At 38.3% G+C, this 24,862-nt stretch carries 12 protein-coding genes; 9 read left to right on the top strand and 3 right to left on the bottom strand.

Annotation, left to right across the window (positions count from 1 at the left end):
- Positions 1-251: 251 nt before the first annotated feature.
- The 9 genes from A3EE_RS0101635 (at position 252) to A3EE_RS0101595 (ending at position 13,244) form a co-directional block, all read left to right on the top strand.
- Positions 252-617 carry a four helix bundle protein gene (locus A3EE_RS0101635; protein ID WP_026209536.1) on the top strand — a complete coding sequence of 122 codons (366 nt, stop codon included), beginning with the start codon at positions 252-254 and terminating at the stop codon, positions 615-617.
- A 48-nt stretch (positions 618-665) separates the two neighbouring features.
- The gene (locus A3EE_RS0101630) at positions 666-1,850 is read left to right on the top strand and encodes an acetyl-CoA C-acyltransferase (RefSeq protein WP_018341679.1); all 1,185 of its coding nucleotides are present in this window, start codon (positions 666-668) and stop codon (positions 1,848-1,850) included.
- A 225-nt stretch (positions 1,851-2,075) separates the two neighbouring features.
- Positions 2,076-3,869, top strand: coding sequence for an acyl-CoA dehydrogenase family protein (locus A3EE_RS0101625; RefSeq protein WP_018341678.1), 1,794 nt, complete (start codon positions 2,076-2,078; stop codon positions 3,867-3,869).
- Positions 3,870-4,127: 258 nt separating this feature from the next.
- Positions 4,128-5,081, top strand: a complete 954-nt coding sequence (locus A3EE_RS0101620; protein ID WP_018341677.1) for a putative phage abortive infection protein — start codon at positions 4,128-4,130, stop codon at positions 5,079-5,081.
- A gap of 54 nt (positions 5,082-5,135) precedes the next feature.
- On the top strand, positions 5,136-8,138 hold the full coding sequence (locus tag A3EE_RS0101615; protein ID WP_018341676.1) for a type I restriction endonuclease subunit R: 3,003 nt from the start codon (positions 5,136-5,138) through the stop codon (positions 8,136-8,138).
- A gap of 53 nt (positions 8,139-8,191) precedes the next feature.
- Positions 8,192-9,262: a PDDEXK nuclease domain-containing protein gene (locus A3EE_RS0101610; protein ID WP_018341675.1), complete on the top strand. Its 1,071-nt coding sequence runs from the start codon at positions 8,192-8,194 to the stop codon at positions 9,260-9,262.
- Entirely contained in the window at positions 9,252-10,460 is a 1,209-nt protein-coding gene (locus A3EE_RS22040) for a restriction endonuclease subunit S (RefSeq protein ID WP_018341674.1), read from the top strand. Before A3EE_RS0101610 ends, A3EE_RS22040 begins: the two co-directional genes overlap by 11 nt.
- Positions 10,461-10,463: 3 nt before the next feature.
- Positions 10,464-11,585 (top strand): AAA family ATPase, encoded by a 1,122-nt coding sequence (locus A3EE_RS0101600; protein WP_018341673.1) that lies wholly within the window; start codon positions 10,464-10,466, stop codon positions 11,583-11,585.
- A gap of 12 nt (positions 11,586-11,597) precedes the next feature.
- Positions 11,598-13,244 (top strand): type I restriction-modification system subunit M, encoded by a 1,647-nt coding sequence (locus tag A3EE_RS0101595; protein ID WP_018341672.1) that lies wholly within the window; start codon positions 11,598-11,600, stop codon positions 13,242-13,244.
- Positions 13,245-13,333: 89 nt separating this feature from the next.
- Here the strand turns inward: A3EE_RS0101595 and A3EE_RS21130 are convergent, their stop codons facing one another.
- The 3 genes from A3EE_RS21130 to A3EE_RS21120 all read right to left on the bottom strand — a co-directional run bounded on the left by A3EE_RS21130 (position 13,334) and on the right by A3EE_RS21120 (position 24,627).
- Positions 13,334-15,754 (bottom strand): glycosyl hydrolase, encoded by a 2,421-nt coding sequence (locus A3EE_RS21130; RefSeq protein ID WP_018341671.1) that lies wholly within the window; start codon positions 15,752-15,754, stop codon positions 13,334-13,336.
- Positions 15,755-16,117: 363 nt separating this feature from the next.
- Positions 16,118-20,188: a polysaccharide lyase family 8 super-sandwich domain-containing protein gene (locus A3EE_RS21125; RefSeq protein WP_083921232.1), complete on the bottom strand. Its 4,071-nt coding sequence runs from the start codon at positions 20,186-20,188 to the stop codon at positions 16,118-16,120.
- Between the two features lie 137 nt (positions 20,189-20,325).
- Positions 20,326-24,627, bottom strand: coding sequence for a polysaccharide lyase family 8 super-sandwich domain-containing protein (locus A3EE_RS21120; protein WP_018341669.1), 4,302 nt, complete (start codon positions 24,625-24,627; stop codon positions 20,326-20,328).
- Positions 24,628-24,862: the final 235 nt, after the last annotated feature.

Below are 24,862 nucleotides of genomic sequence, written 5' to 3'. Positions count from 1 at the left end.
TAGGTACTAGTTACTAGACGAGGGAAATAGTTTCCAGGTACTAGTTGCTAGTTACTAGAAAAAATACAAATTCAGTTATATAGATGATCGGGGGTGATTCTAAATAGCTTTTAAAATAAAAAACAAAAAATTAATTAATTCAACTATGTAAAGAGTTTTGAGCGTCTGAAAACTAGTACCTAGAAACTCGTAACTAAACAAGTTTCCAGCGTCTAGCAACTGGAACCTAGTAACTCGCAACTAAAAAAGCTATGAATAATTTTAAAGAGTTAAAAGTTTGGCAAAAAAGTATGGTGCTTGTTAAAGAAATATATTGTGCGACTAAAGATTTTCCTAAAGAAGAACGCTTTGGTATTACAAGTCAAATACAACGAGCAGCTGTTTCTATACCTTCAAATATAGCTGAAGGATGTGGAAGAAATTCAAGCAAAGAATTATTTCAATTCTTGTCAATTGCGCAGGGTTCAAGTTATGAATTAGAAACACAATTGATTCTTGCAGCAGATTTAAACTATATGCCAAATGCATCGTTTGAAACTATAAATAATCAAATTCAAGAAGTTCAAAAAATGCTATTCTCTTTTAAAAGAACTATAAAAGCTAAAACAAACGTTTAACCGTAGCGTCTAGTACCTAGCAACTAGAACCTAGTAACTATAAACAACATGAAATCACAAGAAGTATATATAGTAGCAGCTTATAGAAGTGCCGTAGGTAAAGCTCCTCGCGGACTCTTTCGTTTTTATCGTGCAGATGATCTGGGTGCGGATGTTGTAAAACATTTGGTAGCTTCTGTTCCGGCATTGGATAAAGACCGTATTGATGATGTAATCGTTGGAAATGCTACACCTGAAGCAGAACAAGGTTTGAACATCGGTAGAATGATCTCCTTGATGGGCTTGGATACGGTGAAAGTTCCGGGCATGACGGTGAACCGTTATTGTTCTTCCGGCTTGGAAACGATCGCTATTGCAGATGCAAAAATTCGTGCGGGCTACGCCGATTGTATTATAGCTGGCGGCGTGGAAACAATGAGTCCGATCCCATTCGGTGGCTGGAAAACCGTTCCGAATTATGAGCTAACAAAATCACATGCAGATTACTATTGGGGTATGGGACTAACAGCAGAGGCTGTAGCTGCTCAATACAATATTTCAAGAGAAGACCAGGACTTATTTTCATATAACTCTCATCAGAAAGCTGTAGTCGCTATTAAGAACGGCCATTTGCAGGATGGTATTGTTCCGATCACAATCAAAGAAACATACTTGGATGAAAAAGAGAAAAAGAAAATAAAAGAATATCAGGTAACGGTAGATGAAGGTCCGCGTGCAGATACAAGTATTGCTGCCTTAGCAAAACTTCGTCCGGTATTTGCAAACGGCGGTTCCGTAACAGCAGGCAACTCTTCGCAAACATCCGATGGTGCTGCGTTTGTATTGTTGATGTCTGAAAAGATGGTTAAAGAATTAAATCTGAAACCGATCGCACGTTTGGTATCCTATGCAGTTGCTGGTGTTGAGCCACGCATCATGGGCATTGGTCCGGTTGAAGCAATTCCGAAAGCATTAAAGTTGGCGGATATGAAGCAGGACGATGTCAACTTAATAGAATTGAACGAAGCGTTTGCTGCACAGTCATTGGCTGTCATTCGTACACTGGGTTTAGATGAATCTAAGATCAACGTAAACGGTGGTGCCATTGCATTGGGCCATCCGCTTGGTTGTACCGGCGCCAAATTGTCTGTACAGATCTTCAACGAACTGAAACGTACCAATCAGAAATACGGCATGGTTACCATGTGCGTAGGTTCGGGTCAAGGTGCAGCAGGGATCTTTGAGCTTCTTTAGTTGCTAGGTACTAGTTTCCAGTTACTAGACAAAAGATAGCTACTAGTTGCCAGTTTCTAGTTACTAGACAAAAAGAAAATAAAGTATATAGTTTAAAATTATCTTAATTACTGATTTCTCACATTCATACTACAATCTTGTATCTAGTCTAGCAACTAGTACCTAGAAACTAGTAACCAAGTTAAATAGAGAACAAATCATTACTAACAAACCATAGCAACTATTATGTCAGCATCAACCACCAACACCGACAAGCGCTTTAAAGGAGGCGAGTACATCATTCGCGAACAGGAAGCATCCAGCATTTTCATCCCGGAACAATTTGATGAAGAGCAACGAATGATGGCTGATATGGCCAGAGATTTTTTAGCTACAGAAGTACATCCGATCCTGGATCGTATTGATGCACAGGAGCCGGGCTTGATGGAAAAGCTTCTTGAAAAAGCAGGTGAACTTGGTTTGCTTGCAACATCCATTCCCGAGCAATACGAAGGCTTCGGAAAAGATTTTAATACATCGCTTTTAATGACGGAGATCGTTGGTGCAGGTCACTCGTTTGCAGTTGCACTTGCTGCCCACACAGGTATTGGTACCTTACCGATCTTATATTTTGGTACAGACGAACAAAAGAAAAAATATTTACCGAAGCTTGCCAGCGGCCAATGGAAAGCAAGTTATTGCTTAACAGAACCAGGCTCCGGTTCGGATGCCTTGGCTGCTAAAACAAAAGCAGTACTTTCTGCGGATGGCAGTCACTATATTCTGAACGGACAAAAAATGTGGATCACAAACGCTGGTTTTGCAGATACGTTTATTGTCTTTGCTCAGATAGATGGCGACAAGTTCACAGGTTTTATTGTTGAAAAAGGTGAAGGAGTTTCGTTAGGAAACGAAGAGCACAAAATGGGTATCAAAGGTTCTTCTACCCGTCAGGTTTTCTTTAACGACTGCAAAGTGCCGAAAGAAAATGTGTTGGGTGAAATTGGCAAAGGCCACTTGATCGCATTTAACATTTTAAATATTGGTCGTATTAAATTGGCTGCAGCTGCATTGGGTGGCTCAACTCGTGTAAGCACGCTTTCCATTCAATACGCAAAAGAACGTATTCAATTCAAACAACCAATCGCAAACTTTGGTGCGATTCAATATAAATTAGCAGAACAGGCAATCCGGATATATACCGTTCAATCTGCGATGTACCGTGCCGGACAAGGTATTCAGGATGCAGAGGAAGAATTGGTAAAACAAGGCAAAACATACGAAGAAGCATTGTTAGCTGCGGCGCAGGAGTATGCCATCGAATGTGCGATGTTAAAAGTTGCAGGTTCTGAAACACTCGATTACGTGAGTGATGAAGGTGTGCAGATCTTAGGCGGTTATGGTTTCTCTGCGGATTATCCGATGGATCGTTCATACAGAGATTCACGTATCAACCGTATTTTCGAAGGTACAAACGAGATCAACCGTATGCTTACGATGGATATGTTCCTGAAGAAAGCAATGAAAGGTGAACTTGATCTGATGGGCCCTGCAATGGCTGTTCAGAAAGAGTTGATGGCGATCCCTGATTTCGGTGCAGAAGACGAAGGTCTGTTTGCAGATGAAAAGAAAGCGATCAAAAACATGAAGAAAGCCTTGTTGATGCTTGCTGGTGCAGCTGCGCAGAAATACATGGATAAGCTTGCTACTGAGCAGGAGATCTTAATGAACCTGGCAGATATTGCAATCGATATTTATGTAGCTGAATCTACATTGATGCGTACTGAGAAATTAATTTCTATTAAAGGCGAAGATGCAGTAAAAGGTCAGATCGATATGACGAAGGTAAATATCTTTGACGCTGCAGACCGCATCAATGTTGCCGGTAAAAACGCGATCAACTCTATGTCTGATGGCGACATGCAACGAATGATGTTGATGGGCTTGAAACGTTTTACAAAAGTAGCACCGTTAAATACAAAAGACGCAAGAAGAAGAATTGCAGCACAATTGATCGAAGCAAATCAATATTGTTTCTAACTCTTCTTACTTATGATATAGGAAAGGCCGCGCTATAGAGTGCGGCCTTTTTTGTTTCCAGCGAATTTATATTCTTAAGGCATAAGAACTATGGAAAGTTTGAAAACCAAAAAATAAAGTGTACTATTATTAAAAATTTTGTATTTGACAAAATATGTCTTTACAAATAATTTTTTTTCAAAAACAGACTCAAATATGATGTATTTAAACAGAATGGTTCTATAATGAAAAAGTTGCTATAATTTTATAAAATGAAAAATGGCTGACCAAAATTTAGAAATAGAAATAGAAAATACATCGAATCGTATTGAGATTCGACAGGCAGAAATTAACTTGGAGTTGGATCAACTTGTTGATCAAATCAACAATTACACAACTTGGGCTTGGAGATTTGTTTGGTCTGGAGCAGTTGTTGCTTTTGCATCGACAATTTTTTATTTATGTAAGAATACTGAGTCTGGATTTGGCCTTAATTTATTAGGTGATTTTATGGCTGGAACTGTAGCCTCAATTTGGTCGTTGGCAGGACTTTTTTTTATTTATGTAGCATTCCTTGGTCAAAAGCAACAACTACTAAACCAACAACTGGAGATTATGTATAGTCAACTCGAAGTTAAATATACTCGACTTGAATTATATGGGCAGAAAAAGGAAATGATGGAGCAAAATGAAACTTTGAGACAACAGAAATTTGAAAATACTTTTTTTCAGCTATTGAGCCTTTTTAATTCTATTGTTAATTCTATTGATATAAGAAATAGAAAGACATTAGTTGTAACAGCATCTGGACGGGATTGTTTTGTTGTTTTTTACAAGCGACTTGCTATGCATCTGAATTCAATAATATACGGTGAAGAATCTATGATGAAAGATTTAAGTATTGCATCAGTTAGTCAAATAGTTGAAGCTTATGAGAAATTTTATACAGAGAGTCAAACGGATATGAGTCATTATTTTAGAACAATCTATCATATTATTAAATTTATTGATAGTTCAGAAATTCAAAATAAGAAGCAATATATTTCAATTGCAAGAGCACAACTTTCTAGCTTTGAACAAATAATAATTTTTTACAATTGTCTTCATGCAAACGGAAATGAGAAGTTCAAGCCGTTAATTGAAAAATATGCACTATTCAAAAATATTGACAATGCATTAATAGTAAATCAAAAACATTTGGAGGAATATGCAATGGGTGCTTATGGACATTAACATACAAATACTTAGATCCTCAATTCTTAAAAGTAAATTTGAATAAAATTTTGAATGAGTAAAGAAAATCAAATAGAAGAAAGTCTTATCAGGCAACTAACGGAGCTGAAATATATTTATCGATCTGATATTACCGATAGAAAAGCGCTTGAACAGAATTTTAAAACCAAATTTGAAGCATTGAATCGTGTTCGCCTAACGGACAGCGAATTTTTACGTTTGCGGGAAGAGATTATCAAACCCGATGTTTTTGCTGCTTCCAAACTTTTGCGCGAACGAAACTACTTTCAACGGGAAGATGGTACACCTTTACATTATACGCTGGTAAATATCAAAGACTGGTGCAAAAATGATTTTGAAGTTATTAGCCAACTACGCATCAATACTGAAAACAGCAATCACCGTTACGATATTATTATACTAATTAATGGCTTACCTGTTGTTCAGATTGAATTGAAAAAACTCGACATATCTCCACGCAAAGCTATGCAGCAAATTGTGGAATATAAAAACGAACCAGGTAATGGGTACAACAATTCGTTGATGTGTTTTATGCAGTTGTTTATTGTCAGCAACAAAACAAACACATACTATTTTGCTAATAATAAAAATCAGCATTTTGCTTTTAATGCAGACGAACAGTTTTTGCCTGTTTATCAATTGGCAGATGAGAGTAATAAAAAAATAACACACATAGAACCATTTACTGAAAAGTTTCTAACTAAGTGTACACTAGGCGAAATGATCAGTAAATACATGGTGTTGGTAGAAAGCGAACAAAAGCTGTTGGTGATGCGTCCATATCAGATATATGCTGTAAAGGCTATTGTCGATTGCATTCATCAAAACAGAGGCAATGGGTATATCTGGCACACAACAGGGAGCGGTAAAACATTGACTTCGTTTAAAGCTTCTACGCTTTTAAAAGATAATCCGGATATAGAAAAATGTCTTTTTGTTGTAGATCGAAAAGATCTGGACAGGCAAACGCGCGAGGAGTTTAATAAATTTCAGGAAGGCAGTGTAGAAGAAAATACAAATACCGAAACATTGGTACGTCGTTTATTATCTACCGATTATGCCGACAAGGTTATTGTAACCACCATTCAAAAATTAGGTTTGGCATTGGATGGAACAAATAAGAAAAACTATAAAGAGCGCTTAGAATCTTTGAGTAAAAAGCGTATTGTTTTCATATTTGACGAATGTCACCGTTCGCAGTTTGGTGATAATCACAAAGCCATTAAAGAGTTTTTCCCGAACGCACAATTGTTTGGATTTACAGGAACACCTATTTTTGATGATAATGCAACCTATAATATTCGAGAAGGGGAACATGGTTCTTATAAAACCACAGAATCAATCTTTGAAAAGCAATTACACGCGTATACCATTACGCATGCCATAGACGATAGAAATGTATTGCGTTTTCATGTCGATTACTTCAAAGGTAAAGGCAATCAAAATCCCAAGCCGGGCGAAGCCATTGCACAAAAGGCTGTTGTAGAAGCTATACTTGATAAGCATCAAGCTGCTACGAGTTCTATGCGTTTCAATGCAGTTATGGCAACTGCTTCGATTAACAATGCCATTGAATTTTATCAGCTTTTTAAAACACTTCAAAAGAAAAAGCAGGCAGAAGACGTTACCTATATTCCGCTTAATATTGCTTGTGTGTTCTCTCCACCCGCACAGTTAATAGCAAAAGAAGGTGATCAGCAAAGTCAAAAAAATGCAGCAGATATCCGTCAGGTACAGGAAGATTTGCAGCAGGAAAAATTAGACAACCAGACAAATCCGGAAGAAAAGAAAAAAGCCTTGATGGAAATTATTGCCGATTACAATACACAGTATGGCAGCAATCACAGCATTAATGAATTTGATTTGTATTATCAGGATGTGCAGAAGCGCATCAAAGATCAGAAGTATTCTAATAAAGATTATTCGCACAAAAATAAAATTGATATTACCATTGTTGTGGATATGTTGCTTACAGGTTTTGATTCGAAATACCTCAACACCTTATACGTTGACAAGAATCTGAAGTACCACGGATTGATACAGGCATTTTCGCGTACCAATCGTGTGCTGAATGATACAAAACCTTATGGAAACATATTGGATTTTCGTTCGCAGCAGGAGGCCGTAAACCAAGCCATTGCGCTCTTCTCTGGCGAATACAATGGAAGTGCAAAAGAAATCTGGTTGATTGATCCTGCACCTGTAGTGATTGATCAGTACAAAAAAGCGGTGGAAGCGCTAGGGAATTTTATGCAGGAGCATAATCTCACAAGCGAACCACAGGAAGTCTATAACTTAAAAGGCGATGCAGCGCGCATTGCATTTGTAAAGAACTTTAAAGAAGTACAGCGTTTAAAAACACAGTTGGATCAATACACGGATTTGGATGAAGTTCAGCAAGCAAGTATTGAAGCCATATTGCCGAAAGAAACCTTGCAGTCGTTCAGAAGTTCGTACCTTGAAACGGCCAAACAATTAAAAGAGATTCAGCAAAAAGAAGGAGACGATGCGCCACCGGAAATTCAGCAACTGGATTTTGAATTTGTGCTTTTTGCTTCTGCTGTGATTGATTACGATTACATCATGGCCTTGATTGCTGACAGTACGCAGAAGAAACCTGCGAAGCAAAAAATGACCAAGGAACAGGTGATCAGCTTGCTGCGTTCCAATGCGAATCTGATGGACGATCAGGATGATTTAACAGACTTTATCAATGGTTTGGATTGGAACAGAAGTTACAGTGCAGAGGAGCTCAAATCTCTATTTGAAAAGTTCAAAGTTGAAAAGAACGAAAAAGAACTGAGTGACATTGCGCACAAACATGGCTTGCAAACGGCAGATTTAAAAACTTTTGTAAACAACATCATGAGTCGCATGATTTTTGACGGAGAAAAATTGACCGACTTGTTGGAACCACTGGGCCTGAGCTGGAAAGAACGCAGGTTAAAAGAACTGGCATTGATGGAGGACTTAGTACCTCAATTGAAAAAAATAGCCGAAGGACGCGAGATTAGTGGCTTGGCAGCTTATGAGTAAGGTGGTCAGATTTGACCACTTTGGCCTCTAAAATCATATAACTCCACAACTAAATGCCTAAAGAGATAAATAAATTGAATGCTATAAATAAGCAGGAATATGCTGAAATGTTGCAGCAAGCCCTTGTTGAAATTCGTTCGGCACGTCTTGCTATTGCCAAACAAGTAAACAGTACTGCCAATTCTATCTATTGGAATCTGGGTAAACTACTTTTTGAAAAACAATTGGTAGAAGGGTACGGCAGTGGGGTTGTAAAAGAATTGTCTATAGACTTAAAAAAAGAGTTTCCGGATATGGGACTATCTCCACGTAATTTGTGGGATATGAAACGCTTTTATGAACGCTATTTTCAAGCAGAGGCAAAACTGCGACAGGCTGTCGCAGTTTTGCCTTGGGGACATAATGTATTGCTGATAAATAAAATAAAAGAAGATAAGGAAGTAGAATTTTACGCCAACGAAACACTGAGCAAAGGCTGGTCCAGAGATTTGTTACTGAATGCTATTAAGTTGGATAGCTACCAACAAGCACAAAAGAGTATTAAATCACACAACTTTGATGCTTTACTGCCTGAGGCGCATGCCGATTATGCCAATGAAGTGTTTAAAAGCAGCTACAACCTGGGGTTTCTGGGCATTACGGAACCTCTCAGGGAACTGGAGTTGGAAAATAGATTGATTACAAAAATTAAAGCGTTTATACTGGAATTAGGCAAAGGCTTTACATTTATAGGCAATCAACATCGCTTGGAGTACAATCAAAAAGAATACTTCGTGGATATGCTTTTTTTCCACCGCGGATTACAATCGTTGGTAGCTATTGAGTTGAAAATAGGTAGCTTTAAAGCCGAATACGTTGGTAAAATGAATCTCTATCTTTCGCTGTTAGACCGCTTGGAAAAAGGTGAGAATGAAAACCCCTCCATTGGCATTATTCTCTGTGCGGACAAGGATCATTTGGATGTCGAAATTGCTCTGCAGGATATAAATAAACCCATAGGAGTTGCCGAATATCAATTGTTGCTGCCAAAAGACGAATTACAAACCTTGCTTTTGACAGAGATACAGGCTTCGGAAAATGAAAACAGTTTAGGGAATCAAACACTGGGCAACGATGAAGAATAAACATATTCCTGAATTGCGTTTTCCAGAATTTAAGAAGGATGGGGAATGGGAGAAAGAGGTGCTTGGAGATATTTCAGAAATCGTTCGAGGGGGATCTCCACGACCGATTCAGGATTATCAAACAACAGATATTGATGGCTTGAATTGGTTGAAAATTGCTGATGTGTCTTCTGAATCAAAATACATTATAAGCACCAAAGAAAAAGTTATTGTTGAAGCCTTAAGTAGTACAAGGGAAGTCAATCCAGGAGATTTAATTCTTTCAAACTCTATGAGTTTTGGCAGACCTTATATTCTAAAAATCAAAACATGTATTCATGATGGCTGGATTGCAATAAGAAAAATTTCAAAAAAAACTTTTGAAGATTATTTGTACTACTTCATTTCTTCAGAATCAAGCCAATCTTATTTTCAAACCAATGCAGCTGGCGCAGCAGTAAAAAATTTAAATGCTGAGATCATAAAACTATTGCCAGTTTACTTACCTAAAAACAAAAAAGAACAGCAAAAAATCGCTTCCTGTCTTTCATGGTTAGACGAAGTCATCTCAGTACACAGTCAAAAATTAGAAAGCTTAAAAGACCATAAAAAAGGGTTGATGCAAAATCTCTTTCCGCAAGAAGGTGAAACAGTTCCTAAGTGGCGGTTTAAAGAGTTTGCGAAGGATAGGGAGTGGGAAACGAAGACAATAGGAGAAATTGCTAAAGTAACTACAGGTAATAAGGATACTCAGAACAAAGTAGATAATGGTCTCTATCCATTTTTTGTAAGATCGCAAACTGTTGAACGAATTAATTCTTATTCATACGATGGTGAGGCGATATTGACTTCTGGTGATGGTGTAGGTGTAGGTAAAAACTTTCATTATATAGTTGGGAAGTTTGACTTTCATCAGAGAGTATATAGTATTTATAATTTTTCAGAAAAAACATATGGTAAATTTGTCTATATGTATTTCTCTCAATATTTCAATGAAAGAGTTATGCGAATGAGTGCTAAGAATTCAGTCGATTCGGTTAGGATGTCAATGATTTCAGATATGCCAATAATTTTACCAAAAAAAAATGAACAAGTAAAAATAGCCGAATGCCTTTCATCATTAGATGAATTAATTATTGAACAAACAGACAAACTCGAAGCTTTAAAGTTACACAAAAAAGGTCTGATGCAGGCTTTATTTCCAAAAGTAATCGATTAGAATATGAGCGGCAAAACAAAATTATATAAGTATAAAACATTAAAAAATGTTGCTGTTAGATTGAGGGATGATTTAAACGACCATAATTTTGTACTACTTTATGCTTATAATGGAACGGGGAAAACACGCCTTTCCATGGAATTTAAAGATGTAAGCAAAAAACAAAAAAAAGACCCTAAGTCCGATACACTCTATTATAATGCATATACAGAAGACCTCTTCCACTGGAACAACGACCTTGTAAATGATATTGATAGGTATTTAATCATTAATAAAGATTCTACCTTTTTTGATGGTTTTAAGGAACTGGCTTTAGATGAAAAGATTTTCAGCTATTTAGAACGATATACCGATTTTAATTTTGACCTTGATTTTATAAAAGGAACAATCGCTTTTAAGAAACAAGTAAAGAACCCCAAATTTAGACCTGAATCAGAAGAACCTGAATATATTATTCAATCCAATATCAAGGTTTCAAGAGGAGAAGAAAATATTTTTATTTGGTGTGTTTTTCTTGCTCTTATTGAGTTAGTTATTGATGGCGATAAATCTTATGAGCGCATAAATTATATTTACATAGATGATCCAATTTCTTCTTTGGACGACAATAATGCAATTGCAGTTGCTAGTGATTTAGCTCAATTACTTAAAAGAGGAAAAGAAAAATTAAAGGTTGTTATTTCTTCACATCATGCCTTATTCTTTAATGTGATGTATAATGAATTAAGAAATCTTAAACATAAAAGTCACTTTCTGCATAAAAATGGTGCAGAAGGTTACTTGCTACAAGCTACAAATGACACCCCATTTTTTCATCATGTTGCTTTATTGACTGAATTAAAAAGAGTAGCAGATTCAGAAAAGATAAACACATATCATTTCAATATGCTACGTAGTGTCTTGGAAAAAACTTCAACCTTCTTTGGTCATGATGAATTTTCTAAATGCATTTACGATGTAGAAGATGAAATCCTTTTTTCACGTGCTTTAAATTTGCTTAGCCACGGAAAATATTCGGTATATGAACCTGTTGAAATGAATGAGGATAATAAAGAATTATTTAAAAGGATATTGAATGCATTTTTAGGTAAACATGAGTTTCAATTACCTGAAATATTTGCTTAAAAATAATAAGAAATGACACAAAAAGAACAACAACAGTTAGGTAATACACTTTGGAGGATTGCTGATAATTTGCGCGGCGCGATGAATGCAGATGACTTCAGGGATTATATGCTATCGTTTCTCTTCTTGCGTTACTTGTCGTACAATTACGAAGAAGCAGCCAAAAAAGAGTTGGGCAAAGATTATCCTGACAATACCCCGCAGGATGTTATGTCCAAACTGAAAGTGAATACTCCTTTAGAGATTTGGTATACAGAGAATCCCAAAGAGATTGATGACTTTGAAGCTCAAATGCGTAAAAAAGTGCATTATGTAATAAAGCCCAAACACTTATGGAGCAACATTACAGAATTGGCGCGTACGCAAAAGGATGAATTGTTACAAACGCTGGAAAAAGGATTTCGATATATTGAAAACGAATCGTTTGATAATTCCTTTCAAGGTTTGTTTTCAGAAATAAATTTGAATTCAGAAAAGCTTGGTAAAACGTCAACAGAACGCAATAAAAAGCTCTGCATCATTATTCAAAAAATTGCTGAAGGTATTGCGGATTTTTCATCCGGCTCAGATACACTAGGAGATGCGTACGAATATTTAATAGGCCAGTTTGCTGCAGGTTCTGGCAAGAAAGCCGGAGAGTTTTATACACCACAGCAAATTTCTACCATTCTTTCGGAGATTGTTACATTAGACAGTCAGGACCCTACAGCTGGCAAAAGAAAGAAGCTGGCAAAGGTGCTTGACTTTGCTTGTGGTTCAGGCTCATTGTTGCTGAATGTGCGGAAACGAATTAAGGATAATGGCGGTAGTGTGGGCAAAATATTCGGTCAGGAAAAAAACATTACTACCTATAACCTTGCCCGTATGAACATGCTGTTGCATGGCATGAAGGATACAGAGTTTGAAATCTTTCACGGAGATACCTTAGAGAATCAATGGCCTCTGATGAATGAAATGAATCCTTCTAAGAAAATCGAATTTGATGCTATTGTAGCCAATCCACCGTTTAGTTTACGCTGGGAACCTAATGATGTTTTAGCAGATGATTTTCGTTTTAAAAGTTATGGCTTAGCGCCAAAGTCTGCAGCAGACTTTGCATTCTTATTGCACGGTTTTCACTTCTTAGGTAAAGAAGGCACCATGGCAATTATACTGCCACACGGTGTATTATTCCGCGGCGGTGCCGAAGAACGCATACGTACCAAATTGCTAAAAGACAATCACATTGATACCGTTATTGGCTTACCTTCCAATTTATTTTATTCTACAGGTATACCTGTTAGCATCCTTGTATTGAAAAAATGTAAAAAAGAAGATGATGTCTTGTTCATCAACGCCAGCGAGCATTATCAAAAAACCGGAAGACAAAATACATTAAGAGAAGGGGAAAATGGCGCACCCAACGACATTCAAAAAATCATTGAAACATATCAGTACCGCACAGAACAAGAGCGCTACTCACGCAGAGTTTCAATAGAAGAAATTGAAAAGAATGGCTACAACTTAAATATTTCAAGATATGTTAGTACGTCGTTGGATGAAGTTAAAATTGATCTGAAAGAAGTAAATAAAAAGCTGGTCGAAATTAATAAGGCAATTAAAACGAATACAGACAAACACAATGAATTTCTAAAAGAATTGGGTTTGCCTCCGATTTAGTGGATTACTTTATTCGCCTCATAAAATGTCTTTACATAAATAAAAAGGGGAGCATTGCTCCCCTTTTTTATTTACCAAAAAAACAAAACTCAGTCTTGTTTTTCCACTTTTACAAACTCAATTCCTGTAGTTGTTACAATGCGTAGAATGTAGAGACCGTTTGCTAAGCCACTCGTGTTGATGCTGGAAGCAGATGTTTGTTCTTCCAGTACAATTCGTCCGTTCATGTCCATCAGCTGGTAGCTCAGGATGTTTTCGATTGATACAGACAGACGATCCGAAAATGGGTTAGGAGCTACACGGATTTTTTCCATCGTCTGCAGCTGATTAATTCCTGTGGACACGTTGCATAGATTCACATCTGTTACCGGAGTTCTGCCTGTTGTTCCACCGGAACAGATGTCACACACATCGAGTGCTGCCGTTCCGTTAGCAATTCCTGCACAGTCCACACAGCTTTGTTCTGTATTGCCGCAGCCGCAGTTGCCCGGTTCTCGTTTCAATGCATCAAGCGGACAGGTATCGCCACTTGTCGCCACATAGCCTGTAGGTTTTGTACATGCTTGCACACTTGCAACTGCATCACCGATTCCATCGTTATCAAGATCCTGATACCAGACAGAAGCCGACTCAACATTTACCGTTGTCGCAGCTGATGTTGCCTTGCAGCCGTTCGCATTGGTTACTTCCACTGTGTATGAACCTGCTGTTGTTGCATTGTATGTTGCAGAAGTTCCAACGGTTGTTGTTCCGTTCTTCCAGATATAACTTGAACCAGTAGTTGCAGCTAGAGTTACCGATCCGCCTTGACAGAATGTTGTAGCACCGTTAGCTGTAATGTTCGCTGTTTGAGCTGCATTTACGGTAACCGTTGTCGTGCTTGACGTTGCTTTGCAGCCTGCTGCATTTGTTACTTCAACCGTGTATGAACCTGCTGCTGTTGCATTGAATGTTGCTGAAGTGCCGACAGTTGTTATACCGTTCTTCCAGATATAACTTGAACCTGTGTTTGCTGTTAATGTTACAGAACCACCCTGGCAAAAGGAAGTGGATTGAGCAGTGATTGTTGCACTGCATGATTCATTTCCATACACTTCAATTTCGTATAACGAATAACCATATTGTGTAGCCCTTGTGGTTCCGGTCACCCTGATATATCTGCCAGTCGTGGTTAAACCGCCAATGATATCTAATCCTCCGTCCCCATTGGTTATTTGCTTAACAGTATTCCACGTTACTCCGTCAGCTGAAGTTTCAATGGTATATGCAGAAGCAAATGCATTTTCCCACTTTAAGCGAATTTCACTGAGTTGGTATGTACCCTGCAAATCAACTTGTATCCATTGCGGATCTGCATACACACTTGACCATCGGGTAGCTGCATTGCCATCAACGGCATTCCCTGCTACATTACCTAAACCTGCTTCTGTCGAAGATACGCTTACAGGTTTATGGAGCGCAATGTTTACACCCACGGGCAAATAATTTTTCAGATCGGGCAACGATTCCAATGTTATTACTCTCGGGTCCGTGTAAACCTGCTTCACATAGGCTTCGGAATTATTATTCTGAATAAAATCTCCCCAGGTAACAAAATACGACCATCCTTGTGCTGCTAAATCATTCGGATTAGGCAGACCACCTACTTCAGCCAAAGCAAATTCTTTTCCTTTATTTCCGTGGATCGTATTGTACTCGTTCCAACTCGTCGATCTTGGATAATCATACGCAATGATATCAACGTAGTCATATCCTGGAAACCAGTCTGTCGGATTTCCATGTTCGTAGCCATAACAATTCCATACCCAGATCAGATTATTAAGTTTATGATGATTCACCAAACGGTCATACATCAGTTTCCAAAGTTCCTTGCACGGTCCTGCACCTTTCGCTCCCCACCAGAACCATTGTCCGGATGACTCATGCAACGGGCGCCATAATACCGGCACGTTGTTATCCTGCAATATTTTTAGTTCTGCTGCAACCAGATCGATATCACGGATCAGAAGATTGTAATTTGTACTGCCTGGATTAGCAAGTGCATTCTGAAGATCAAACCAAACGGCACAACTATAAAAAGCCTTATACCAACGTGCATCTCCGCCGGTTGTTCCTGCACATTCCTGGCGATAATTCACATCATAGATATCTGCAGGCGCATCCCAGTGCCAGCTGAAGGTAACAATACCTTTTTTGTTATTCACCCAGTCAATGGCCTTCTGTGTATCGGTTGGTTTGGCACCTTCCTGTTTCCTTCTGGGCATATAATCCATAAAATCCAGACCCAGAATTGCCGGAGTTTTGCCTGTAAGATTCTTGATCCAGGTAGCATATGTATCCCAGTACTGGCCCGAGATGATCTTTTGACCATAGATATCATCCATATAGGCCTTTAAATTTTTAGTCTCTTGCGTAGCGCTTGAATTCACCAGGCGCTGAGCATGGATGGTACTTGTTGATAGTAAAACTATAACGAATACCAACATCCGGATAAAATGTGTAGCTGTCATGATATATTGTTTTTGTTTAATTTATTATTTCAATAATACCATATTTAGATTCTATGAAGGGGTGAATTTTGTGGTTAAAAGGAGGATTGAAAAATGAAAATTGTGGCAATAGAATTATCCTGCTTCGATACCCTGATTCCTAGTTGCTGAAATCAGATTTTACTTATTGTGAGAATATGAATATCAACTTTGAATAAATTAGAATAGATCCACTACATCCGGATCTCCTGCTATACTGCGCAATCATCTATATGACATGAATGAAAATAAAAAAGCAGAGCTATTATAGCTCTGCTTTTAAACCGTTAATCAATTTTACTGAACTAAACTATCTTTGGGAAACGGCTAAAGTATAAATGGTTTCTAATTAACCTTCTCTAGCTTGAAGATCTGTACGCCTTTTTCAGTAATAACTCGTACAATATAAAAACCTGTGCTGAAGCCTCCTGTCTGAATATGTTCAATAGAAAGACCTTCGTAGATCAATCTTCCATTCAGATCAATGATCTCTACTTTTGATCCTGCAGGTATTGTTAATAATAACTCATCTCTGAATGGATTTGGTGCGACAATAATTTTATTCAGACTTGAAGCATCATCTATTCCTGTAGTTACGTTGCACAGATTTACATCCGTTACCGGAGTTCTGCCTGTTGTTCCGCCGGAACAAATATTACATACATCCAGAGTTGCTGTTCCATTTGCAACACCTGCACAATCCAGACAGCTGCCTTCTGTTACTCCGCAACCACAGTTACCCGGTTCCGTTTTCAATGCATCAAGCGGACAGCTATCGCCACTGGAAGCAACATAGCCTGTGGGTTTTGAACATGCTTGCAGGATAGCAGAAGCGTCACCGATTCCATCGTTATCCAGATCCTGATACCAGGTAGAAGCTGATTCTAGTGTAACTGTTGTCGCGCTTGATGTTGCTTTGCAACCTGCTGTATTCGTTACTTCAACGGTATACGAACCAGCCGCTGTTACATTGAATGTTGCTGCTGTTCCAACGGTTGTTGTTCCGTTCTTCCAGATATAGCTTGCACCAGTGTTTGCAGTTAATGTAACTGATCCGCCCTGACAAAATGTTGTTGGACCGTTTGCCGTGATGTTTGCAGTTGGTGCTGCATTCACTGTAACAGTTGTTGCGCTTGATGTTGTTTTGCATCCTGTTGCATTCGTTACTTCGACGGTATACGAACCAGCTGCTGTTGCATTGAAAGTTGTAGAAGTTCCTACAGTCGTCGTACCATTCTTCCAGATATAACTTGCACCTGTGCTTGCTGTGAATGTTACCGATCCACCGTTGCAGAATGTTGTAGCGCCGTTTGCTGTGATGTTTGCAGTTGGTGCTGCATTCACTGTAACAGTTGTTGTGCTTGATGTTGCTTTGCAACCCGCTGTATTTGTTACTTCAACTGTATAAGAACCGGCTGCTGTTGCATTGAATGTTGCTGAAGTTCCAACGGTTGTTGTTCCGTTCTTCCAGATATAACTTGCACCAGTACTTGCTGTGAATGTTACCGATCCACCGTTGCAGAATGTTGTTGCACCGTTTGCCGTGATTACTGCAGTTGGTGCTGCATTCACTGTTACTGTTGTCGTGTTTGATGTTTTTTTGCATCCGTTCGCATTTGTTACTTCCACGGTAAATGAGCCTGCTGTAGTTGCATTTAAAGTTGAAGAAGTTCCAACGGTTGTTGTTCCGTTCTTCCATTTGTATGATGAACCTGTGCTTGCAGTAAGTGTTACCAATCCGCCCTGACAGAATGAAGTTGCCGGAGATGTAATTGTTGCCGTTGGTAATGCATTGACTGTGACAACTACATTCGAAGTGGATGTACAACCATTGCCATCTATATACTTTGCGGTATACGCTCCACCCTGGGTGCTTTGTAGATTCGTAAAATCAATTTCTCTTACGCTAGCTGTAAAGTTATTTGGTCCTGTCCAGCTCCATCCACTTGCAACAATGGGGTGCGGACCAATATTCAATGAACCTCCGGCACATACGGATGCTGTTGTTCCTTGCGCCCAAGGTTGTCCGTTTGCTAATATATAAGAATCGATAACAGGCAATGGATTTACTGTAACAACTGTTGGAGCGGAAGTTGAAAAAGAATTATCAGCAAACGTAACCTGAACGGTATATGAGCCCGATGTTATTGCAGTATAGCTTTGTCCTGTGCCAACCTGGGTTGTTCCGTTTTTCCAGATATATGTTTTTCCAGCGTTCGCAGTTAATACTACATTTTTGCCTGAACAAAATGTAGTAGGCCCAGATGTTGAAATAGAAGCTTGCTTTAATGTATACGTACCTGTCAATGTGATATCGGCAATATTTGGATCGGGAGTTGTTACTTGTAAAACACTTGTGTTAGCAGAAGTTGTTATTCCTTCAAATTCCTTATTGAATGTGATTTTAATTTGATTCCCTTTTAAATATAAAGGATCAGACACTGATACGATATATTTTCCGCTACTGTAATCAATCAATACCAAAGCAGGTTTATCAGATTGAATACTAAAACCATCCGGGAAAGTGATTGTACCGGCAGAATAAAATACAACAGCATAAATCTTCAATAACGTATTGCGAACCGCTTGAATAGCATTATCGTTTCGATCTACAATAAATCCATGATTAGAAACAAAGCTTTGAAAAACAGTAATATTTTTATCCGGAGCGATAATGTATTGATAGGTAGCATTTGTTGGATTTTTACTGTGATCAATCCAAAGACTGAATATATTTTGAGGAGTTGTAGGATTAGTGTATGTGCCAATATCCTGCCACGACCCACTTTGAGAAATATTTTGAATGGTTACATTTTGTGCAACCGGAAATATATACCCGACATTGTCGTGGTGAGCCCATGTATAATCATTACGAGTACCCATTGCCCCAGCACTGGTTGTAATGGTTCCATTTGTAAACGTTTGATTTAAAGATGTGACAACAGCATTGGATTTAGTGGCTGAAATACCAGAGCCTAAACATAATACTGCATCTCCAATATGAAAATATGCTTTATTAGCAGTAATGCCATGGTATGTAGACTTAAAAGCCATCACACCATTTTTCTTATTACTTACACCCCCACCAAAATCATTATTTGCTATAAACGTATGTTCGCTGGGATAGGTAACATTTAATTCTGCTGTTGTTCCAGGTATGCGACTCCAATTCCACAATGGATAAATACTGGTATATTCAGGCCCACGTGTATTAATATTCATTGATCCCAATGCAAGATTGTATCCTTTTTTATTCTCATCATTCATAAATTCTGTACCTACGGTACGGACAGAAGGAACTTTTACAGATATATAATAATTTGCAGCGCGATGCACCATTAAATCACTTTGCCAAAAATGTTTGTTGCCGGAATATGCAAATGCCGCTCCGTTCCGGTGATTGATCCAGGATTGATAGGCTGGTGCATTTATTGGATCAATGATTTTCAAACGATCCAATATTCCAGTTGGAATTGCATTGGTACCTCCATAGCGAGCAATATTTCTTCCGACGGACCCAAAATCCATATTTGTTTTATATCCCAGCCATTGATGCCCATTCAATATTAAATTTGAAAAAATAGTACGTCGTGCAATTGTAAATACACTCATGAAAGAAGTATTTAATCCCAGCTCCATATTACCAACGATAGAACTTACCCACCATAATCCATAGCCACCCGAATATACCTGAGCTCCATGCTGATGAAAAGCATTGTCGAGTTTTATACCTTCACCTCCTTGAACAGACATAATAGACATGGTAGAAGCAATCGCTTCGAATGCTTTCAATGTGAGTACAGTATTTTTTTCAATAGCTCCTTTTCGCATTGTAATCTCTGCAACCCATACAAGATTCTGACCACCGTTTGCAAACTGCTCTTTACCGGAAGTGTTTTTTATGGATAAATAATCATTCAGATGAGAATTATATTTTGTTTGTTCCTGAGACGTTAACTTATCTCGAAGCAATACAAGCGCATTCGCGTAATTACTTGGACTCGCTATATAATCATCATACCAGTTATAGGTACTGTAATCAGACCATTGAAAAATGGTGAAGTGGGTTCTTGGAATGTTGTCATTTAATGCCAGAATAAGTTTTGCTCTGACTGAAGCATCATTATAAAAACTGTTTCCGGAAATATTTTTTACGTATGCCAAAGCAATTGCTTTTATACGGTCGTTATGTGGAGTAGGTGAATATGCTTTTGATTTCGTATAATCGATATCTGGCCAGCGACCGTTTGTACCTAAGGTATTTATCCATGTCCCTACAGATGTATTGATATTCGCTGAATAATTATTTTGGTATAAACGGCTATATAATAAATCCAAGTCACTTGTTTGAGCGGAGACGGATGTGATGCTAAAAAAAGCAACAACAATTATATAGATAATCCGATGTGATATCATAGTTCTTCTTAATTAGTTGTGATACATGTTGACAATAACTTTAAATCGACTTTTACTGTTATATTTTATTCGCCATATTTATTTATGTAAAGCTGTTAAATACTAAAAGCCTTTGGTATTTTAACTGATAGCGATTATCAATTAACCTTTTCTACTTTAATAACTTTTACACCTGATTCATTCAAAATCCGGACGATATATAAGCCAGTACTGAAATCGCTTGTTTCAATCGTTGAAATATCCGCTCCTTCATATACCAATCGACCATTCAGATCAATGATCTCTACTTTTGATCCTGCAGGGATTGTTAATAATAACTCATCTCTGAATGGATTCGGTACGACAATAATTTTATTCAGACTTGAAGCATCATCTATTCCTGTAGTCACGTTGCATTGATTCACATCAAGTACTGGCGTTCTGCCAGTTGTTCCGCCTGAACAGATGTTGCATACATCTAATGCGGCTGTACCATGTGCAACACCTGCACAATCCAGACAGCTCTGTTCTGTGTTTCCACAACCACAGTTGCCAGGTTGTATTTTATTCGCATCCATCGGACAAGCATCACCTGCGATTGAAATATATCCGGTTGGCTGTGTACAGGAAGACTCTATAACATTCGGATCTCCTTTACCATCACCATCACCATCTGCATACCAGATTACAGATGAGGTTACTGTTATAATTATTGCTGCTGCTGCTGTTGCTTTGCAGCCTGCGGCATTGGTTACTTCGACAGTGTATGAACCTGCTGTTGTGGCATTGAAAGTTGCAGCAGTTCCAACAGTAGTCATTCCATTCTTCCAGATATAACTTGAACCAGTACTTGCAGTTAGCGTTACCGATCCCCCTTGACAAAAAGTCGTAGCACCGTTTGCAGTGATGTTTGCAGTTGGTGCTGCATTCACTGTAACTGTTGTTGCGCTTGATGTTGCTTTACAGCCTGCTGCATTCGTTACTTCTACTGTATACGAACCAGCTGCTGTTGCATTGAAAGTTGAAGAAGTTCCTACAGTCGTTGTTCCATTCTTCCAGATATAACTTGCACCTGAGCTTGCAGTAAGGGTTACCGATCCACCGTTGCAGAATGTTGTAGCACCCTTTGCAGTAATGTTTGCTGTTGGTGCAGTATTTACGGTAACGGTTGTCGCGCTTGATGTTGCTTTACAGCCTGCTGCATTCGTTACTTCTACTGTATACGAACCAGCTGCTGTTGCATTGAAAGTTGAAGAAGTTCCTACAGTCGTTGTTCCGTTCTTCCAGATATAACTTGCACCAGTGCTTGCTGTTAATGTTACCGATCCGCCGTTACAAAATGTTGTAGCACCGTTTGCAGTAATGTTTGCTGTTGGTGCTGCATTCACTGTTACTGTTGTCGCGCTTGATGTTGCTTTACAACCCGCTGCATTTGTTACTTCAACCGTGTACGAACCTGCTGCTGTTGCATTGAATGTTGCAGCAGTTCCAACGGTTGTTGTTCCGTTCTTCCAGATATAATTTGCAGCTGTACTTGCTGTTAATGTTACAGATCCGCCGTTACAGAATGTTGTCGTACCATTTGCAGTAATGTTTGCTGTTGGTGCTGCATTCACTGTTACTGTTGTCGTGTTTGATGTCGCTTTGCAGCCTGCTGCATTTGTTACTTCTACTGTGTATGAACCTGCTGTTGTAGCATTGAAAGTTGCAGCAGTTCCCACAGTTGTTGTTCCATTCTTCCAGATATAACTTGAACCTGTGCTTGCTGTTAGTGTTACGGATCCTCCCTTACAGAATGTTGTAGCGCCGTTGGCTGTGATGGTTGCTGTTGGTAAGGCGTTTACAGTAATGACAGTTGCTGAAGATGTCGAAACAGAATTATCAGCAAACGTAACCTGAACCGTATATGAGCCCGATGTTGCTGCTGTATAACTTGATCCCATACCAACTTGAGTTGTTCCATTTTTCCAAATATATGACTTCCCTGTATTTGCAGTTAATACAACATTGTTTCCTGCACAGAAGGTAGTTACGCCACTTGGCGTAATGGTTGCTTGTTTATAATTGTATTGATTTGTGATGCTAGATCCAACATAATCCCCGGTCGGCATAGCAGCTGTAATAATTGTAGAATAGGTATACGCAATTGCATCTGGACCACTCAATAATTTATTCAATTGAACTTTAATTGTATTATTATCTATATATAGCGGATCAGAAACAGATACAGCATAGCCGTTATTATTTTTTTCAACATATACCAATGCTGGCTTATCTACTGTTACAGATAAACCATCTCCAAACACAAATGAACCAGCTACATAAAATACACAGGCATATACATTATTTTTTATACTTCTTACAGCTTGAATATTTGATGTGTTTGTTATATCCGAAAATTCGTTGCTGAAGTTCGCGGATCTCGCAGCCAAGTCCACTGCACTGATATTGGGTATAACTACATATTGATACGTTTCATTTGTCGGAGCATTTCCATGTTCTATCCATACACTGAAAACATTGTCACCGGCAAGTTGATCAGAAGATGTAGGAACCTGATTGCCGAATTTTGCATTCCATGTATAGAAGCCAGTCTGCAAATCATTTTTAATTACAATGTTTTTATTTTGCGGGAACAGGTAACCGATCTGATCGTGATGTGCCCATTTTAAATTACCGGCGAAGGTTTGTTGCGTTGAAGAAAATGTGGATGTACTTCCAGTATTGATGGTTACCGCACCTGCAGTCAAATGCTGGTTTACAGTAGTAACAATATTGTTATCAGTAGAGCTGATGCTGTTACCCATGCAAAACATCGCATCGCCAATAAAGAAATAAGCCTTTTGAGCTTTTACCAATTGATCTACATATAGTTTTTGAGGAGGATTATTTCCGCCACCATTATCATAGATGCCGGCTTTGTCTTGTATAAATGCGGAAATGCCGCCAGTGCCTACAAACGTTGTAGAATTTCCATTATTCAATCCACCTCCAAAAGTATTTTCTCCTTTCATGTGATAGAAATTTGAATTGTTCACTTCCGGACCAATAGATGGAACAACTCCTGTAGAAGAATATTTTGTTGTGGTTCCAGGGAAAAGAGAATAATTCATAATTGAAATCATTTCACCTTTCAGGTATTGAGAATTACTTGATGGGATCACACGATCGGGGCGCATAAATTCACTCCCATCTGCCATTATAATTGTTCCGCCCAGAGATAGGTTATACAATTTAATGCCCTGCATATTGCCACGTTCGATACTAAAACATCTGTTTGAGGGAAACTTAACAGACATGTATGAATTGGCAGTGCGCTGTACATCAATATTCGCTTTAAAAAATTGCTTATGTCCTGTTCGTGTTGAAGCGGCACCATTCAAGGTATGATTTTTATATGCAAGATATTCAGATGCCCTACCAGCGTCTGCAGTTACCATATAATCTATAGTTGAATTACCAATTAATTGAATGTGTTCGTCACCTATTCGAAGAAAGTTTCGCCCTTTTGTTTGAAAATCATATGCTTTTCTATATTGAAACCAGTATTGACCATTCAATAAATAATCTCCGATTTGTTGAATAGAAAAATTACAAACGAAGTCTGTTCCTTTGATATACTTATCACAATATTGGATTACGGTTTCTTCGCCACCCCAACCATAACCGGAATTATATACCTGATGATGCGCATAAAATGATTGATCAACCAATACACCATCATCATAGGCGTTTTTATTTACAAAGGATGCAATTGCATTCAAGCCGTCCGTAACCCAGATTTGATTCTTTAAAACTATGCCAGCACGAAATACATTTGTTCCATTATAGGATAAATTTGCTCCGGTAAGAGGTAAATTTTGTCCTACATAATGGCTCATTGCATAATCACTGTCGTGCGTCCTGTTTGGAGTCATCCCGGCATATTTTGCTAGCAACGGTTTCATTGTTGCATTATTTCTAAGAAGAATAAGTGCTTGTGTATAATATCCAGGAAAATCTAAAAATGGGTATGTATAATTTGTATGGGTATTGTAATTATCCAGCGTTGCCTTATTGACATAATAATATTCAAGCGCACCAATAATTGCATTAAGTACTGCGGGATTATTTTTATAGGTTGAACTTCCATTTGTATACGCAACGGCAAGCTGGAGAATTCTATAAAAATGGAATTGAACCCGATAGGGGATGGTATTCAGCTTTTGATTGTAATCAGAAGTATAATCAATATCACTGAAATAAGGTTTTGTTAAGTCGCCTAAAGATGTATTCTGAGTACGGACCCAGCCTAAAATTTTACTGATTTCAGTATCGGCAAGGACTGGGTTTTCTGTCAGAATATCAGCTTGTACCCGCTGCGCCGTAATTTCATAATCAGCAGCAGTTGGAGTCTGTGCCTGCAGATTGAATACAATGCAGTAAACAAAAAAAATAAGAAGACAGGTTAATTTGGTCATATGTTTTTTCAGCTAGATTGAACGGTATTCAAGGGAATGTATCCAATACAAAAACTTGAAATAGTAAATTATTATATATTAAAAGTACAATTTCAAATAGAGGAAAGGGTCGACTATTGTTGTCAAAAGGTGTGCTTTGGTAGTTTTTCAATGTATTCTCTTGGTTTTTAAAAGAGACACAAGAGAATTTTGTGGATGAAATAAAAAAAATAATAAAAGACCTTAAAGAAAGGAA

Source organism: Cytophaga aurantiaca DSM 3654 (assembly GCF_000379725.1).
Taxonomy (GTDB): domain Bacteria; phylum Bacteroidota; class Bacteroidia; order Cytophagales; family Cytophagaceae; genus Cytophaga; species Cytophaga aurantiaca.
The sequence above is the reverse complement of the archived record's forward strand: the minus strand, read 5'-3'. Positions and strand labels throughout refer to the sequence as shown.

Excerpts from the sequence above, each read along its gene's own strand:
- A3EE_RS0101635 (WP_026209536.1), top strand. The coding sequence starts at position 252 with ATGAATAATTTTAAAGAGTTAAAAGTTTGGCAAAAAAGTATGGTGCTT.
- A3EE_RS0101630 (WP_018341679.1), top strand. The coding sequence starts at position 666 with ATGAAATCACAAGAAGTATATATAGTAGCAGCTTATAGAAGTGCCGTA.
- A3EE_RS0101625 (WP_018341678.1), top strand. The coding sequence starts at position 2,076 with ATGTCAGCATCAACCACCAACACCGACAAGCGCTTTAAAGGAGGCGAG.
- A3EE_RS0101620 (WP_018341677.1), top strand. The coding sequence starts at position 4,128 with ATGGCTGACCAAAATTTAGAAATAGAAATAGAAAATACATCGAATCGT.
- A3EE_RS0101615 (WP_018341676.1), top strand. The coding sequence starts at position 5,136 with ATGAGTAAAGAAAATCAAATAGAAGAAAGTCTTATCAGGCAACTAACG.
- A3EE_RS0101610 (WP_018341675.1), top strand. The coding sequence starts at position 8,192 with ATGCCTAAAGAGATAAATAAATTGAATGCTATAAATAAGCAGGAATAT.
- A3EE_RS22040 (WP_018341674.1), top strand. The coding sequence starts at position 9,252 with ATGAAGAATAAACATATTCCTGAATTGCGTTTTCCAGAATTTAAGAAG.
- A3EE_RS0101600 (WP_018341673.1), top strand. The coding sequence starts at position 10,464 with ATGAGCGGCAAAACAAAATTATATAAGTATAAAACATTAAAAAATGTT.
- A3EE_RS0101595 (WP_018341672.1), top strand. The coding sequence starts at position 11,598 with ATGACACAAAAAGAACAACAACAGTTAGGTAATACACTTTGGAGGATT.
- A3EE_RS21130 (WP_018341671.1), bottom strand. The coding sequence starts at position 15,754 with ATGACAGCTACACATTTTATCCGGATGTTGGTATTCGTTATAGTTTTA.
- A3EE_RS21125 (WP_083921232.1), bottom strand. The coding sequence starts at position 20,188 with ATGATATCACATCGGATTATCTATATAATTGTTGTTGCTTTTTTTAGC.
- A3EE_RS21120 (WP_018341669.1), bottom strand. The coding sequence starts at position 24,627 with ATGACCAAATTAACCTGTCTTCTTATTTTTTTTGTTTACTGCATTGTA.